Source organism: Rothia mucilaginosa, assembly GCF_901875305.1.
GTDB lineage: Bacteria > Actinomycetota > Actinomycetes > Actinomycetales > Micrococcaceae > Rothia.
On sequence record NZ_CABFLY010000007.1, the window covers coordinates 11978 to 27773 of the forward strand.

Genomic DNA, 15796 nt, shown 5'->3' on the forward strand with positions numbered 1-15796 from the left:
ACAGAGTGAAGCCCCGGCGGGTACCTTCTCGGGTACCCGCCGAGGCTCGCTGTATTCAGGGTTCGGCGTAGCTGGCATCTTGCCGTACCCGGCGAACAGGCTTATCCGGTGAACGGGTTCGGTGCGCCGATGTACTGCAGTTCGGTGTACTCTTCCAGGCCTTCGGGGCCGCCCTCGCGACCCATGCCGGACTGCTTCACGCCGCCGAAGGGTGCCGCGGCGTTCGAGATAACGCCGGAGTTGTAACCGATCAGGCCGAACTCCAGACCCGCAGCCATGCGCGTAAAGCGCGGATGGTTGCTCGTGTACACGTACGCCGCCAGGCCGTACTCAGTGTCGTTGGCGAGCTTCAGGGCGGCGCGTTCACCCTCCTTACCGTAGCCGCTGAACGTGGCAATCGGGGCGACGGGGCCGAAGATTTCTTCACGCCACACGCGCATCGAATCGGTCACGCCAGTCAGTACGGTAGGGGTCACGAAGTTGCCCTTGTTCAGATTCTTGGGCATGCCGCCGGTATCGCTCGGAACGTTCTCCTCAAGCTCGGGAACGTACCCGCCGCAGGCGAGGAGCGCGCCCTTGCCCAGGGCGTCTTCCACCATAAAAAGCATGGATTCAACCGCTGAAGGTTGAATAAGCGGTCCGCATTCGGTTCCGTCGACGGTTCCGTCACCCATAACGGTTGCCTCCATGCGCTCCACGAAGGCGGCCGTGAACTCTTCGGCAATGTCCTCGTGCACGATGATTCGGTTAGCGGCGGTGCACGCCTCGCCCATATTCCTCATCTTCGCCGCGTAGGCGCCCTCCACTGCAGCGGGGATATCTGCGTCCTCGAAGACGATGAACGGTGCGTTACCGCCCAGCTCCATGGAGGTGCGCAGAACATTCTGCGAGGCCTGCGCGAGCAGGGTACGGCCCACGGCGGTGGAGCCGGTGAACGAGACCTTCCGCAGGCGCTCATCAGCCATCAGCGCGGAGACAACCTCGCTGGTGCGGGAGGTGGTTACTACGTTCAGCACGCCGTCCGGTAGACCCGCCTCGCGCATCAGGTACGCGAAATACAGGGAGCTGAGCGGGGTCGGGGAGGCGGGCTTGAGCACCGCGGTGCAGCCCGCCGCGAGCGCCGGGGCGACCTTGCGTGCCGCCATGGCGAGCGGGAAGTTCCAGGGGGTAATCAGCAGGCAGGGACCGACGGGGCGGCGTACGGTGGTAATCTGTAGCCCCGATTCGGGAGCGACGGCGGTGCGGCCGAAGTTGCGGGCGGCTTCTTCGGCGTACCAGCGCAGGTAGTTTGCCGCGTAGGCGACTTCGCCGCGGGACTGGTCGAGGGGCTTGCCCATTTCGAGGGTCATGAGCCGGGCGATGACTTCGGTGCGCTGCGTCATGAGCGTGTAGGCGCGGTTGAGGATGTCGGCGCGTTCGCGGGGGCTGGTTGCCGCCCAGCTGGTGCGGGCGTCGCAGGCGGCGTCGAGGGCTTCGATCCCCTGTTCGATGCTGGCGTCGGCTACGTGCGCGAGGATTTGGCCGCAGGAGGGGTTGTGCACGGGGAAGGATCCGTTGTCGCCGGTGACCCAGCTGCCGCCGATGAGCAGGTCGGTGGGCACGTAGAAGAAGGGGTAGGAGGGCCGCTCGTAGGGGTCGATGGGTTCGCGCTGTGGCATGTTGATGCTTTGCTTGTGCGGTTCGGTGCGGCCTCGTAGCTGGGCGGATTTCGCAACGGTCTTTTCGGGAGTGGCGTTTTCGGGTGATGTGGTCATGGCGTGCCTTTCGGGTTGGGGCGGCCGGTGCGGTCGACTCTGACGCTTTTAATTCTAGTCCCGCACGCTCCCCAGCCCCGCGGCCCGCTACGCGCCCCCGACACATGCCCCACAACGCGTGCGGGGTCGCGCAGGGTACCCTTCGCGCGCCTCCGGTGCCCCTCTCCCCCCGCCCGACCAACTTAGCTCAGCCAAGCGCCCCAAGCGCCCCAAGCACACCGAAGGGGGCCGCATCCATCGTGGATGCAGCCCCCTTCGGGGATGGATTCTCGTGCGGTACGCGAGCACCCTAATTGGAGATTATGGGAGGCCTAGCCCGGAAAGGATGCTCGGTACGCATCCGCGAAGCCCTGCGCCTCGCCCTCTGCGGTGGTGAGCCGTAAGGGGCAGGGCGCTCGGCGGTGGTTAAGCCCACCTACGCTCTCAAATCCAGGACTGGCGTGCCTCAATACGGGTCAGCTCCAGGGGACCGCCGTCATTCGTACCGTGGAAGCGGCCGAAGTGCACGTACGGGCCGCGGTAGGCGCTGTGGTTGATTGGGCTGGAGTACTGGCCGTTGATCGTGTAGTAGAAGCTGTTCTTGTTCACCACGATCTTGCAGTTCAACGCCTGGCCGCTGGTAATCTTACGCAACTTCATGCTGTGTAGCACGCGCGGGGAGGACTGGCCGGGGGCAAAGCAGAGAATCTGCGCAATCGAGCCACCCCGGTATGAGGGGCGGATGGCGAGCACGTAGGTGCCGTCATCCTGCTTAGCGGCGAACTTCTTACCGATGCCGAAGGCGCCGTCGTGCGTACGGCCGAAGGCAATGTAGCCGTAGTGGCTCTGTTCCTTGGGCAGTTCACCGGTCCACTTCATGGAGAAGTCAAGGGTGTACTTGTCGTGGGTGGTGTAGTTCGCCAGCGGGCCGAGCAACACGGACTCGTCGTAGCGCTGGCGGTGCACGATAGCCGCACCGTTCAGTTCGGGCATGTCCGCCGCGATGGAGGGGTCAGCCGGCAGGATGCCGTGCTGGCGGCGGCCAGAGTAAATCTTCACGCTGGAGTCAAAGGGGTCACCGACTACCCAGTAGGGGTCGGGGCACATGAAGCCCTTCACGCCGAGCGCCTTGTACTTCTCGTAGACGGAGCGGCGGTGGACCTCCCACACGATGACGGCCTTGCCGAGGCCCGTGAGGGTGCGCACGGCATCCTCGCTCATAGAGCCGTAGCCTGCGCCGGTGGGCTTCTCGTAGAAGGGCACACCGAGGGCGTCCACGTTCTCGTGACGAGCCATGGCGGAAATCTTGTCGACGGGGTCGCTACCATCGAAGTAGCACCAGGTGCCGCAGCCCGCAGCGTTCACGAGCTTCAGGAAGTAAGAGGTGGGGTTGAAGCCGCCGTTGCCGTCACGGTACATCTTGATGACGGTGCGGCGCTGCAGGCCGCGGTCGGTGATGAACTTAAGCAGGCCCTGCTGTGCCTGGCTGTCCTTCGCCTCAATGAAGAGCACGACCTTCTTGCCGCCAACGGAGGCGTATTCGCCGCCTTCGGGCACGTTCTCAATGGCGTCAATAGCCTCATCGAGGGTGGGGATAGTGTACAGGCCGATGTTTTCACCCAGGTTTTCACGCATGTCAACCTGATGGCGGCGCAGCTCGTCAAGGTTGGTGTCGCGGACGACCAGGTTGGCGCCGGTGGTGCGCTTGATGTTGGCGTCGTGCATGCAGACAAACTTACCGTCGCGGGTGGTGCGCACGGAGATTTCGACGGCCAGGGCGCCGCGGCGTACTGCCTCTGCGTAAGCGTAGGCGGTATGTTCGGGGTTGATGTTGCCCGCACCGCGGTGCGCGATGAAGAATTCATCGGTCTTGTACAGCAGCTGGTGCGCGGGGGATCCGCTGTGTACCGCTGCATACTGTGCGCGGGTGTTGGCGGCTGCGTGGGCCTCGCCGGTCTGCAATGCGAGGGCTGCCGGGACGAGTGCGGAGGCACCGAGGAAGCCGCGGCGGCTCATCTTCTTGGTGGTGTTCGAGAGTACGGTCACCGTAGTGGTCCTTTTTTCTGTAGTGAGTTGAGCTTTATGTATGTGGTTGAATTCGGAGTTTCCGTTTATAGCTGAGATGCCGGATTCTCTCAACTCAAACTGCAACTCTATGTAGCATAACGATTTTTTAGCGTTTCTTCACGAGTGTTTAGGGCATATGAGGTACCCCATCCACACCCTTGTACCTCCGGCACAAGGGGCGGTTGGGCGTTTCACCTTTTCCGTGGCTTTTCAGGTTTAACGCCCCGTGAGCGTTAAAAATTTCTCGAATAACGAAAAAGGCCGCGTTCTAGACTCATGCGAGCCTGCAGAACGCGACCTTTCGCAGGGTCACTGCGTGGGTTTTCACCCAACAGAATGGCCTCGATTACTTCTTGGTGGCCTGGGCTACGCGGTCACCAGCGGTGACGGGGCGGCGTGCCTCAGAGTCCTTGGAGATGTTGAACTTTGCGGTGTTGGTAATCATCACCATGGTCTCCTTGGAGGGGATACGGCCCTCGATAGCTGCCCAGTCCACCTCGATGATGGGGGCGCCTGCCTCCACCTTGTCGCCCACGTTTGCGATCTTGGTGAAGCCCTCGCCACCGAGCTCGACGGTGTCAATACCGATGTGCACGAGCACCTCACCGCCGTTGTCGGTGCGGAGCATGAAGGCGTGCAGGGTGTCCTGAATCAGGGCGATGGTGCCCGCGACGGGGGCAACGATAGTACCAGCGGTGGGGTTCACGGCATAGCCGTCACCCATAACACCCTGGGAGAAGACGGGGTCGGAGACCTCACTCAGCGGCAGGTACTCGCCGGTGACGGGTGCGACGTAAACGTCTGCGGATGCGGCTTCCTGTGCGACGGCTTCCTTCTTCTTCTTGCCGAAACCAAACATGTATGCTCCTTCTCTAGCGCTAAGGGGTAGCGTATTTTTCGTAGCGCAGGCTCGTCCGCGACGGATGCGGCGTCATTGCCTGATGGATTCCGCACCGGGGCTCTCGGGGAGGCCCGTTGAGGGAAGCCGCTCTAGACACTCCGGTGCATATGAACTCAGAATACCGCACCCGAGGTCGCCGCATATGAATCGCAATCAGTTTCAGCGAATTTCTGCAAATATTCCGCAAATCTGGCATTTTAGCCCCGCTTCAATACGCGGATAGCGCACGAGTACACTTAGGGGAGGACTGGCGCCGCGAACAGGCGAGCGCCGAAAGAGTAAGAAGGCTACACGATGACCGAAACGGCAACCGAGACCGTTCTTGAAGTATTTATTCCGGGCCCGGGCGAGAACCCGGAGGATCCGCAGGACATGGAGCGCTCCGAATTCCTGGGTGCCGCGCAGGAGGCACTGGATTCAGGCGTGGACATTGAGGTGTACTCCACCGACTCCTACCCTTCCGCCTTTGAAGAGTGCGCCCCGGTGGCCGAGCAGATTGAGATGAACGGCCGCGAGGTGCTGCCGCTCATGCTCGTCAACGGTGAGGTGAAGGTGTCCTTCACCTACCCGACTGCCGAGCAGATTAAGCGCTTCTCCCGCGCCCACCTGGTGGCTCAGCCGAAGGCTAACGCAGCGGCGGCTGCGTGCGGCCCGTCCGGCTCCTCCATGGTGCCGAACCTGAGCCCCCTGGCAGAACCTGCAGGTTTCGCCGCAACCCTGGCCGGCAAGACCGCCCAGCCGGTCGGCGGCCCCGAGATTGGCAACCGCGTGAACCTCATGGGTGGCGACACCGGCGACGGCATTCCCACCTCCGGTTCGGTGGCTGTGAAGTCCGGCGGCTGCGGATGCGGCGGTTGCGGCTGCGGCGGCAAGTAAACCTGCCCAGCTAAGACCCGGTGCAAATGCTAGGCCGGCGTAAATGCTAGGTTCGCCCGGTTCTAGCTACATACACAAAGAGCGGTGCCCGCCTCCTCACGAAGAGGAAGCGGGCACCGCTTTCGCTTAACGAAGCTTAGGTTCAGACCCGGCAACGACTACGGGAGCCGTAGCGGGTGAACAGTACCTTACTTGTTGAGGGAGGTACCGACGGAGCCGAGCTGCTGGCAAGCCTCGACCACGCGTGCGGCCATGCCTGCCTCTGCAGCGGCACCCCAGACGCGGGGGTCGTAGGTCTTCTTGTTGCCGACCTCGCCGTCAACCTTCAGCACACCGTCGTAGTTGCTGAACATGTGGCCAGCAACGGGGCGGGTGAAGGCGTACTGGGTGTCGGTGTCGATGTTCATCTTGATAACACCGTAGGACACTGCGTCTGCAATCTCCTGCTCGGTGGAGCCGGAGCCACCGTGGAACACCAGGTAGAAGGGCTTGTCACCCTTGCCGTACTTGGCGCCGACCTCGGTCTGGATTTCCTTGAGCAGCTCGGGGCGCAGGTGCACGTTACCGGGCTTGTACACGCCGTGAACGTTACCGAAGGTCAGGGCTGCCATGTAGGTGCCCTTCTCACCCAGGCCGATGGCCTCAACGGTCTTCACTGCGTCTGCAACGGAGGTGTACAGGGAGTCGTCGATAGCGCCTTCAACGCCGTCTTCCTCGCCGCCGACGGCACCAATCTCAACCTCGAGCACAATCTTTGCCTTGGAGGTACGCTCAATCAGCTCGGATGCAATCTTCAGGTTCTCGTCCAGGTCAATTGCGGAACCGTCCCACATGTGGGAGTTGAAGATGGGGTCCTCACCGCGGGCGACAGCCTTCTCGGACTCTGCCAGCAGGGGCAGAACGAAGCCCTCCAGCTTGTCCTTGGGGCAGTGGTCGGTGTGCAGTGCAATGTTCACGTCGTACTGCTTAGCAACTTCGCGTGCGTAGGCTGCGAAGGCCAGGGAGCCAACGACCATGTCCTTCTTGGAAGCGCCGGACCAGTATGCTGCACCACCGGTGGATGCCTGGATGATACCGTCCGAGCCAGCCTCTGCAAAGCCGCGGATTGCGGCGTTCAGGGTCTGCGAGGAGGTCACGTTCACTGCGGGGTATGCGAAGCCCTGTTCCTTCGCACGCTGCAGCATTTCTGCGTAGACTTCGGGGGTTGCAATAGCCATATGCTGACTCCTTGAATCGATGCGACCGGACACCTACTGGACCGGTTCACCATTATGTTGGCGCGCGGGGCGCCTCCTACTCGCACTATTTTACCAAGGCATAACTAAGAAGCTCTATCTTTTTGTGGGGTTTTTTGGGGGTTGCTAGGCCGGAGATTCCGCGGAATTGCGCGGTAAAGTAGAGGTATTAATGACCTAATGCCTCGAGTGGGGTTTGGCCAGCGGTTCAACCTCCAGCCCGACCCGCTACGGGGATAACGCACGCGATATTGCGGCACCGAAAGGGACTCTCATGGGCGCGTCAAAAGCAAAAAATAGCGCGAAGCGGCGCGAGCTGAACCGCGAAAAGCGGGCGCGCCAGGCGCAGCGTCGAGCCGAGCGGGAGCATCCTAACGCCGCCGCTATTGCCCCGGTGCGCGCCCGCCTGGACGCAGTGTTGGAACGCAAGAGCCGCCACGTGATGGGTCACGGCGATGTTGCCAAGTCCCTGGCGCTTATCGAGCGGATGCGCGCCGAGGGCGCGAAGGACCCGCAGATTGATGAGGCGCTGGCGAAGGCAAAGCTGCCCTCGGTCGTGCAGGTGGGTCGCCGGTCGTTCCTGCATTGGCCGAGCTGGTGGTGGCTGAACCGCCGTGAGCGCGCGCTGCGCGCGAAGATTGACTGTCTGATGGAGAGGTAAAACCCTGCGCTGAATGACCTGCTGGAGCACCCCATCGTGGGTGCTCTTGTGCTATGCGGTGAAGAGAGAATTTATTTTTTATACATAAAAATATTTGACTTATTTCATAAAACAATAAAAACCACACAATACAACATAAGCCAAATATATACATGAAATATTCATATGATGCATAAAAATTATTGCGTGATGCAGGATATATTTACTCGAATTACCATGCTATAGTCATTACAGCCCATAGACGTGTTTCCAACCACATTTTTACAGCACGTGCTTCAGATATAACTATCCAAGGAGGTATAGCATGAGCACCTCACCGAACAAGAACCCGCACACATCCGCAGCGGACCCGCACGTGAAGCCCCCAACAGACGACCCCTTCGCACACGAACAGGAAGGCTTTCACAAGGGGCTTGGCGCACGTCAGCTCCAGATGATTGCCATCGGTTCCGCAATCGGTACCGGCCTGTTCCTAGGCACCGGTAGCCGTCTGCAGGACGCAGGCCCCATGCTCGCCGTTATCTACGGCGTCATCGGTTTCTTCGGTTACCTGATTCTGCGAGCCCTCGGCGAGCTGATTCTTCACCGCCCCTCCTCGGGCTCCTTCGTCTCATACACTCGCGAATTCTACGGCGAAAAAGCCGCATTCGTCTCCGGATGGCTGTACTGGCTGAACTGGGCAATGACCGCCGTTGCAGACGCCACCGCAATCGCCATCTATATCAGCTGGTTCGGTCGATACAACCAGTTCTTCGCAGACATTCCCCAGTGGCTCAGCGCATTCATTATCGTTGTCATCACTGTGGCCCTGAACCTCATCTCCGTGAAGCTCTTCGGTGAGCTGGAATTCTGGTTCGCACTCATTAAGATTCTTGCCCTGCTGTCCTTCATGGCAGTTGGTATCTGGTACCTGGTCTTCGGTGAACCCATCAACGGCATCCGCCCCGGCCTTGAACTCATCGCAGCGCACGACGGTTTCTTCCCCAACGGCGTCCTTCCTGCTCTTATCGTGGTTCAGGGTGTTGTGTTCGCCTACGCCGGTATTGAGCTGGTCGGCACCACCAGTGGTGAAACCCAGAACGTAGAGAAGGTTATCCCCCGCGCTATCAACACCGTGATCTGGCGTATCGCAATCTTCTACGTTGGTTCCGTGGTTCTGCTCTGCCTGCTCATGCCCTACACCGCATACAAGGACGCAGAGTCGCCCTTCGTGACCTTCTTCGACGCTATCGGCATTCAAGGCACCGCACCGATTATGCAGCTGGTCGTTATTACCGCCGCTGCCTCCTCACTGAACGCTGGCCTGTACTCCACCGGCCGCATTCTCCACTCGATGGGTGTTGCCGGTTCGGCCCCGAAGTTCGCCACTAAGGTGTCCCGCTCCGGCGTTCCGGTGGCAGGTATTCTGCTGACCGGTGTGGTGGGCCTCTTCGGTGTTGTGCTGAACTTCTTCGTTCCCGAGCAAGCGTTCGAGGTCGTGCTGAACATCGCGTCGGTGGGCACCATGGCTAGCTGGGCGGCTATCGCAATGTCGCACCAGAAGTACCTGAAGCTGGTCGGTGAGGGTAAGTACAAGCGCCCCAACTACCGCGCACCCGGCGGCCGTTTCAGCGACTGGGCTGTGATGGTCTTCCTCGCTGTTGTGATGGTGCTGATGGCACTGGATTACCCGGTGGGCACCTACACTCTGGCATCTCTGCTGGTGGTTATCCCGCTGCTGATTATCGGCTGGTACACGGTTCGTGACCGCGTCAATGAGATTGCTCGCGTCCGTGAAGGCTACACCGGCGCTGTGCCTGTGATTGCTGCCCGCCCCGTGGTGGAGAAGCTCATTTCGGAGCCGCACACCCACATCGCGCTCGACGAATTTGTCGACGATGAAGACCACGGCACCACTCATAAGGGCCACCACGACAAGCCCTAACGCCCAACCCACTCGCGTGCACGGTGCGTAGCTCATGCGCACCGTGCACGCGCCAAAAACACAAAATACATTTTGTAAGAGTGTGTTCTGGAATATTTTTGGCATAATTATTGCTAACATCCGCGCTAAACACACTCACTGCCAACGCATTGTTTGCAGCATAATTATTCAAAGGAGAAAATCATGACTGAACGTCCTAGCGCACACGCGGTGGAATTTGTTGACGTCGCCTCGATGGCGAAGTGGATTCAGAAGGACGGCGTAGGCAACATCATTGCCGGCATGGTCGACTTCCTCGAAGAAGACTTCAAGAAGTGGCAGAGCTTCGACAAGATTCCGCGCGTCGCCTCCCACACCCCCTTCGGTGTGATTGAGCTGATGCCCACCTCCGATAACATCACCTACTCCTTCAAGTACGTGAACGGCCACCCGTCGAACCCGGCACGCGGCTTCCAGACCGTGACCGCGTTCGGTCTGCTCGCTGACGTGGACAACGGCTACCCCGTGTTCCTGGCTGAGATGACCCTGCTGACCGCGCTGCGTACCGCAGGCGTGTCCGCCATGGTTGCTAAGCACCTGGCACGCAAGGATTCGAAGAAGATGGCGATGATCGGTACCGGCTCGCAGTCTGAGTTCCAGGCGCTGGGTATGCGCGCTGTGCTCGGCATTGAGGACCTGTCCGTCTACGACGTTGATCCGCACGCGATGGAGAAGTTCCGCCGTAACCTGGAGCCGCTGGGCTTCCGCATCCACCTGGCTAAGGACGTGGACGAGGCTGTTGAGGGTGCCGATATTATTACCACCTGCACCGCCGATAAGCAGCAGGCGAAGGTTCTGCTGGACCGCCAGGTGAAGCCCGGCGTGCACCTGAACGCTATTGGTGGCGACTGCCCCGGCAAGACTGAGCTGGAAAGCGAAATTCTGGACCGCTCCACCGTGTTTGTTGAGTTCCCGCCGCAGACCCGCATTGAGGGCGAGATTCAGCAGAAGGACCCGGACTTCCCGGTGGTGGAGTTCTGGAAGGTTCTGACCGGTGAGGAGCCGGGCCGCATGTCGGATGAGCAGATTACCCTGTTCGACTCGGTGGGCTTCGCGATTTCTGACTTCTCGGGTCTGCGTTATGCCCGTGCGGCTACGCAGGACACCGACCTGCAGCAGTTCATTGACCTGGTTGCTAGCCCGGATGATCCGAAGGATCTGTACTCGCTGGTGAACGTTAACGTTCCGGTGGGCTAAAAGGGCTAAATAGCCTGACGCTGAGTGGCCTTGAGCTGGCGGGCCTGTAAGGTGCGCCGGCGTAGGCTGCGAGGTTGAGAGTAAATAGTGAGGGCCGGGGAGTGGTGACACTCCCCGGCTCCTTCTTTTAGGTAATTTTCTTGTGGGCATTCTGCGGCTGGTTCGCCCGTTCTGCCCTTCAGCGGGTGTGGCTACTGATGGGTGGCGATAATTTCACGCGCCCTCGCCACATGCTTTTCTTTCTCTTCTTTCAGCTGGTTGAGCTTCGCCTGATTCTTCTCAATCAGCGGACCCTGATAGGAGGCCTCAATATCACCCAGACGCTGAGCCATACCCACTTTCTGGTTACATTCAGCTTCGATGGTTGCGAGGCGAATTTCCTCCGGCTTAGATTCTTCGTTATCTTGGGAGGAAGCCATGAGATGTGCGCTTTCTTCGGACATCCAGTCACCTTCTCCTTCTCTGGGGGTTAGCCCACGTTCACGCAGGCAGGTCCACCATTCTGAGCGAATATTTTTCCACTCATCGGTTTGGGAGGCGTAGGTGTATGCCTGTGAGTTTAGCTCTCCTACAAACCGGTATTCTTTTTCGTCCAGTTCGACGTCAGAGAATACGGTTTTCACCTCTTCTTGGCACCGAGTGTTGATGTCGTCCACTGCTGAATCGTCTGAGCCTCGGGATTCCTTCTGGGAGTACCCGTACTTTTTGGCGTACTCAACGTTCCAGTTGCCGTATAGGCCTCCCGGTTGCGGGGTGTCTATTGAGGGTACGGCGTAGGACTGCCCGTGGTGCGCATAGCACTCGGACATGAGCGTGTGCCACGCCGTGCTCACCGTACGGAGTGTTAGTTCATCCAAGGCGTACTCGTCCAGTGGAAGGTGTACGTAGTTCTTTGAATAATCAAGAACAGCTTTTCGTGAGGTGTCCCGCTCGGCACTGTTGGAGCAGGATACGCACGCCCCCAGCAGGCAGAATACTGCTACCGCAGAGAGAGCCTTACGCATAGACTTTTCCTCCTCCATACCTCGTTGTAGCGTTCAAACGGAGTTACCCCAATTATCCCAAGGTCTGCTATCTGCTTGTCGCTGATGCCTACTGGCGGGTTGCGATAATTTCGCGCGCCTTAGCTATCTTCGCGTCACGATCGGCCTTCAATTCATTCAGCAACGCCTGATTCTTCTCAATCAAAGGACCCTGATAGGACGCCTCAATATCACCCAAACGCTGAGCCAGCCTCACCTTCTCGCTACATTGAGCTTCAATGGTTGCCAGGCGGATAACCTCCTCCAACACTTTGGGATCATCAGCATTCAGATTGGCCGTTTCTTTGCTCGACCATTCACCGTCCCCGGTGCGAGGCGTCAACCCTTTCTCACGCTGGCAGTCCCACCAATCTGAGCGGGCTTTCTTCCATTCAGGGTCACCCTGCGCGCGTTGGTACGCTTCGCCACTGATACGACCGACGGGGCGGTACTTTTCCTCATCAAACTTGAGCGCATTCAGTTCTTCCCGATGCTCTTCGCGGCAGCTGGCCTTGACGTCTTCAGGGATGCTCTCATAAATCCTATACTGCTCTTCTCTGACTTTGCTGGACGTAAAATGATTCGCCGCATGCTTCACATTCCAGGAGCCGTACTGGGAGGCGTCGCCAGAAACCCAGCCGTTTTCTAGAATTTCAAAATCGTAGCCTTTTTTCGCATAGCACTCTTTAAGAATCAACAATGACGCCCTAACCGTTATATCTTCGGCCTGGTCACTCCTGTCGTATTCGTCGAGCGGAAGAGTAATATAGTTATTTTCAAAATCCAGCTGGGCTTTGAGGCTAGTATCTTTAGGCGCAGCGGCACAGGAACTTAAAGCTAAAGCAAAGCAGGCGAGTAGGGTAGCAGATTTCTTCATTGTTACCGACTCCTTTCAATCGGGAAAGTCAGGAGGAGCCCACAAACATTGGGCTCCTCCATCACAATTATTAGTTGTACTGTTCAGTTCAAACAGAATGTGTTATTGACTAGTGGCGATAATTTCACGCGCCTTCGCCACATGCTTTTCTTTCTCTTCTTTCAATTGGTTGAGCTGCGCCTGATTCTTCTCAATGAGAGGCCCCTGATAGGACGCCTCAATATCACCCAGACGCTGAGCCATACCCACCTTCTGGTTACATTCCGCTTCAACCGTTGCGAGGCGAATCGCTTCTTGAGTTTTTTCCTCCTCACTCTTAGAACTTACGTCAATATTGAACGCCTCTTGACTAGTCCACTCATGGTCACCCTTGCGTGGTGTTAGCCCATTGCTCTCTAAGCAGCTCCACCATTCAGAGCGAACTTTATTCCATTCCGGATTACTTTTCGCACTCGCGTAGGCTTCCTGTCTAAGCCGGTAAGCGAAAGAGTCATTATCATTCTCGTATTCAATTTCTTTCAGCTGATTGGCATTTTCTTTACGACATTGCTGCCTAATATCTGCCGGTATTTTCTCTGCCGTCTGCGCACCCTCTCGAGCCTTTTCTTCATTGAAATATCCATACTTCTTGGCATATTCAACATTCCAGGCACCATATATATTGCTGTTCTGATCACCAGAGAACGCAGGGACAGCATCAGAGTATCCCTTAGCTACGTAACATATTTGCAGGATACGGGCGGTCGCCTCACTAATTACAGCCCTTGACGCATCGTCATAGTCATACTCATCCAGGGGAAGAGTAATCAAATTATTCGGGTAATCGAGCTTGGCTTTATATTCAGAACTTGAGGCACCTCCCTGAGCACATGAAGATAGCAAAAGCGCGCCTGCTAGGGCAGTGATTGTGAATGCACTACTTTTATGCAAGATCACACCCTCCTTTCAGAGTGGACGAGAAACTTAAAGCTGGAAAGCATCTTGTCTCTCTAGCACCATTCACTTAGCAATACACATACATAACGGAGCTAATTCGGTCATCCCAGGTCTCACCCCAATGGAGACCCGCATGGCTTAGACCGCGAAGATAGTTGAGGTCGGAAGAAGACTCAAACCTGCGACCCGCATAGTAGCTGTCTTCGCAATAGCGCCACCGGCACCCATCAGAATGCAATGAAGATGCACGGTCACTCATCCATCCCAGATGAGGGTTAGTCCAGGTGTACATGCGGGACCCAAGGAAATTTGCGTCCGAATAGAAAGTAACACCCGCATGTGCCGGAGGTGCTACCGCCCCGAAAGTCACCGCAGCCACACAGGCCGCAACAGCAAGAGACTTATTAAAGATCCTCATCAGAATCTCCTTTCAAAAGAATGACGCCGCGGTCATTCATATCCACAACCCGCAATCATTAGCGAGCCGAAGTCAGGAAATCTCGCATGCCCCAAACTGAAATTGAGAGTGCGATTCTCATATTCCCTGTGACTTGAATTAACACTAACACACCTAGGCAATTTATTTAGTGACTTGAATCACTTATGTGATAATATGTGATTTACCCGCTTTAGATATATTCAAATATTATTTACTACATTTATAAGACAAAAAATCCAGATAACATCACACAATCCCACCACAAACAACGCATCAAACCCCGTGGGTACCCACATTCATGTGAAAAACTCAACACCCCACCCAAACAAAAAATCACCCAATACCCCAATAAAAACCCCCAACAAAAAGGTTCCGACGCGCACACAACGCATCGGAACCTTTAAACACCCAACAAACAGTCGCCAGGCTACGACGGAATCTGGCCAAACACATGGCGGCGAACCCACGCATGCATCGCAATACCCGCAGCCGTCGCCGCATTCATCGAACGCGTCGACCCAAACTGCTCAATCGACAGAGTATCCCTAGCCGCCGCATACAACTCCTCCGACAGGCCCGGGCCCTCCTGACCAAAAACCAGCACACACTTCTTCGGCAGATCATACGTCTCCAGCGGCACCGAATCCGGAAAAATATCAATACCAATAATCTCCAGACCCTCAGCCTGCGCCCACGCCACAAAATCCTCAATCGTCGGATGATGACGCACATGCTGATAACGATCCGTCACCATCGCACCACGACGATTCCAACGGCGACGCCCAATAATATGGACCTCCTTCGCCAACATCGCATTCGCAGTACGCACCACCGTGCCAATATTCAAATCATGCTGCCAATTCTCAATCGCCACATGAAAATCATGGCGGCGCGTATCCAGGTCAGCAATAATCGCGTCCATCGACCAGTAACGGTACTTATCCACCACGTTACGGCGGTCGCCCTCACGCAGCAGCTCCTCATCCCAATGGTCACCCTCAGGCCACGGGCCCTCCCACGGGCCCACACCCACCTCAAAACGGGCAGTACCCTGCTCAGTACCCTCAACAGCCTCAGCCTCAGCCGCCTCCGCAGGCACAGCCTCAGCCGCCTCACGATTCTCAACCATCACAACCACCTTCACGCCAACAACCAGCGCCACTCCGGCGCCCACAGAGCCATCTTACAGACAAAAACCCGCGCCACCAGCCACACACAGTAGCCAGCGGCACGGGTTTACCCGCCGCAACGGGAACGTCTTAAAAATTCACGAGGTCCTAGTCCAAACCAGTAGAGACTAGTCCAGGCCCAGCTCATCCTTCGAGTACGCGTACAGGCACGGGACGCCCGCAACCTCTTCCACATGCTCCTTAGCGCCGGTCGCACGGTCAACAATCACAGCAACCGCCACAACCTCAGCGCCAGCCTTACGCAGCGCCTCAACAGCAGTCAGCGCAGAACCACCGGTCGTGGAGGTGTCCTCAACAGCAACCACGCGGCGACCCTCAACGCTGGGGCCCTCCACCTGACGGCCCATGCCGTAAGACTTCTGAGCCTTACGCACCACAAACGCGTCAATCGCACGGTCCTGATCACCAGCGGCACGCATAATCGCGGTACCCACCGGGTCAGCACCCATGGTCAGGCCGCCAGCGGCCTCAAACTCGATGCCGTTCTTATCCAGCAGGTCCAGCATGACCTGACCGACCAGGCGAGAAGCCTCGTGGTGCAGGGTGATGCGGCGCAGGTCAACGTAGTAGTCGGCTTCCTTGCCGGAGGCGAGGACCACGTGCCCGCGCACCACAGCCAGCTCCATAATCAGCTGGCGCAGGCGCTCACGGGCTTCTTCAATGGGGAGGTTTTCAGAAAGCTTAGTCATAGTTCAAGTG

At 57.8% G+C, this 15796-nt stretch carries 13 protein-coding genes; 4 read left to right on the forward strand and 9 right to left on the reverse strand.

Features of this window, described 5'->3' with window-relative positions:
* Positions 1-101: 101 nt before the first annotated feature.
* The 3 genes from JX292_RS08085 to JX292_RS08095 all read right to left on the reverse strand — a co-directional run bounded on the left by JX292_RS08085 (position 102) and on the right by JX292_RS08095 (position 4659).
* The gene (locus JX292_RS08085) at positions 102-1754 is read right to left on the reverse strand and encodes an NAD-dependent succinate-semialdehyde dehydrogenase (protein WP_204863302.1); all 1653 of its coding nucleotides are present in this window, start codon (positions 1752-1754) and stop codon (positions 102-104) included.
* 423 nt (positions 1755-2177) lie between these two features.
* A complete protein-coding gene (locus tag JX292_RS08090) occupies positions 2178-3779 on the reverse strand; it encodes a glycerophosphodiester phosphodiesterase (protein ID WP_239653704.1) in 1602 nt (533 codons plus the stop codon).
* Positions 3780-4146: 367 nt separating this feature from the next.
* Positions 4147-4659, reverse strand: a complete 513-nt coding sequence (locus JX292_RS08095) for a PTS sugar transporter subunit IIA (RefSeq protein WP_204863303.1) — start codon at positions 4657-4659, stop codon at positions 4147-4149.
* Between the two features lie 336 nt (positions 4660-4995).
* On the opposite strand from JX292_RS08095, the gene JX292_RS08100 reads away from it, so the two are divergent.
* Entirely contained in the window at positions 4996-5577 is a 582-nt protein-coding gene (locus JX292_RS08100) for an arsenic metallochaperone ArsD family protein (RefSeq protein WP_204863304.1), read from the forward strand.
* Between the two features lie 188 nt (positions 5578-5765).
* Here JX292_RS08100 and fbaA read toward each other — a convergent pair whose 3' ends face one another.
* Positions 5766-6794 carry a class II fructose-bisphosphate aldolase gene (gene fbaA, locus JX292_RS08105; protein ID WP_204863305.1) on the reverse strand — a complete coding sequence of 343 codons (1029 nt, stop codon included), beginning with the start codon at positions 6792-6794 and terminating at the stop codon, positions 5766-5768.
* Positions 6795-7086: 292 nt separating this feature from the next.
* Between fbaA and JX292_RS08110 the strand changes: the two genes are divergently transcribed.
* The 3 genes from JX292_RS08110 to JX292_RS08120 all read left to right on the forward strand — a co-directional run bounded on the left by JX292_RS08110 (position 7087) and on the right by JX292_RS08120 (position 10633).
* Complete coding sequence (locus JX292_RS08110) at positions 7087-7473, forward strand: cobalamin ABC transporter ATPase (RefSeq protein WP_204863306.1); 387 nt, start codon at positions 7087-7089, stop codon at positions 7471-7473.
* Positions 7474-7777: 304 nt separating this feature from the next.
* Positions 7778-9397 carry an amino acid permease gene (locus JX292_RS08115; RefSeq protein WP_204863307.1) on the forward strand — a complete coding sequence of 540 codons (1620 nt, stop codon included), beginning with the start codon at positions 7778-7780 and terminating at the stop codon, positions 9395-9397.
* Between the two features lie 183 nt (positions 9398-9580).
* Positions 9581-10633 (forward strand): ornithine cyclodeaminase, encoded by a 1053-nt coding sequence (locus tag JX292_RS08120; RefSeq protein WP_204863308.1) that lies wholly within the window; start codon positions 9581-9583, stop codon positions 10631-10633.
* 191 nt (positions 10634-10824) lie between these two features.
* Here JX292_RS08120 and JX292_RS08125 read toward each other — a convergent pair whose 3' ends face one another.
* The 5 genes from JX292_RS08125 to pyrE form a co-directional block, all read right to left on the reverse strand.
* Positions 10825-11637 carry a hypothetical protein gene (locus JX292_RS08125; RefSeq protein ID WP_204863309.1) on the reverse strand — a complete coding sequence of 271 codons (813 nt, stop codon included), beginning with the start codon at positions 11635-11637 and terminating at the stop codon, positions 10825-10827.
* A gap of 88 nt (positions 11638-11725) precedes the next feature.
* Positions 11726-12532 carry a hypothetical protein gene (locus tag JX292_RS08130; protein WP_204863310.1) on the reverse strand — a complete coding sequence of 269 codons (807 nt, stop codon included), beginning with the start codon at positions 12530-12532 and terminating at the stop codon, positions 11726-11728.
* Between the two features lie 102 nt (positions 12533-12634).
* Positions 12635-13468, reverse strand: coding sequence for a hypothetical protein (locus JX292_RS08135; protein WP_204863311.1), 834 nt, complete (start codon positions 13466-13468; stop codon positions 12635-12637).
* Between the two features lie 866 nt (positions 13469-14334).
* A complete protein-coding gene (locus JX292_RS08140; RefSeq protein ID WP_204863393.1) occupies positions 14335-15036 on the reverse strand; it encodes a TrmH family RNA methyltransferase in 702 nt (233 codons plus the stop codon).
* Between the two features lie 168 nt (positions 15037-15204).
* A complete protein-coding gene (pyrE, locus tag JX292_RS08145) occupies positions 15205-15786 on the reverse strand; it encodes an orotate phosphoribosyltransferase (RefSeq protein ID WP_005504234.1) in 582 nt (193 codons plus the stop codon).
* Between the last annotated feature and the right edge of the window lie 10 nt (positions 15787-15796).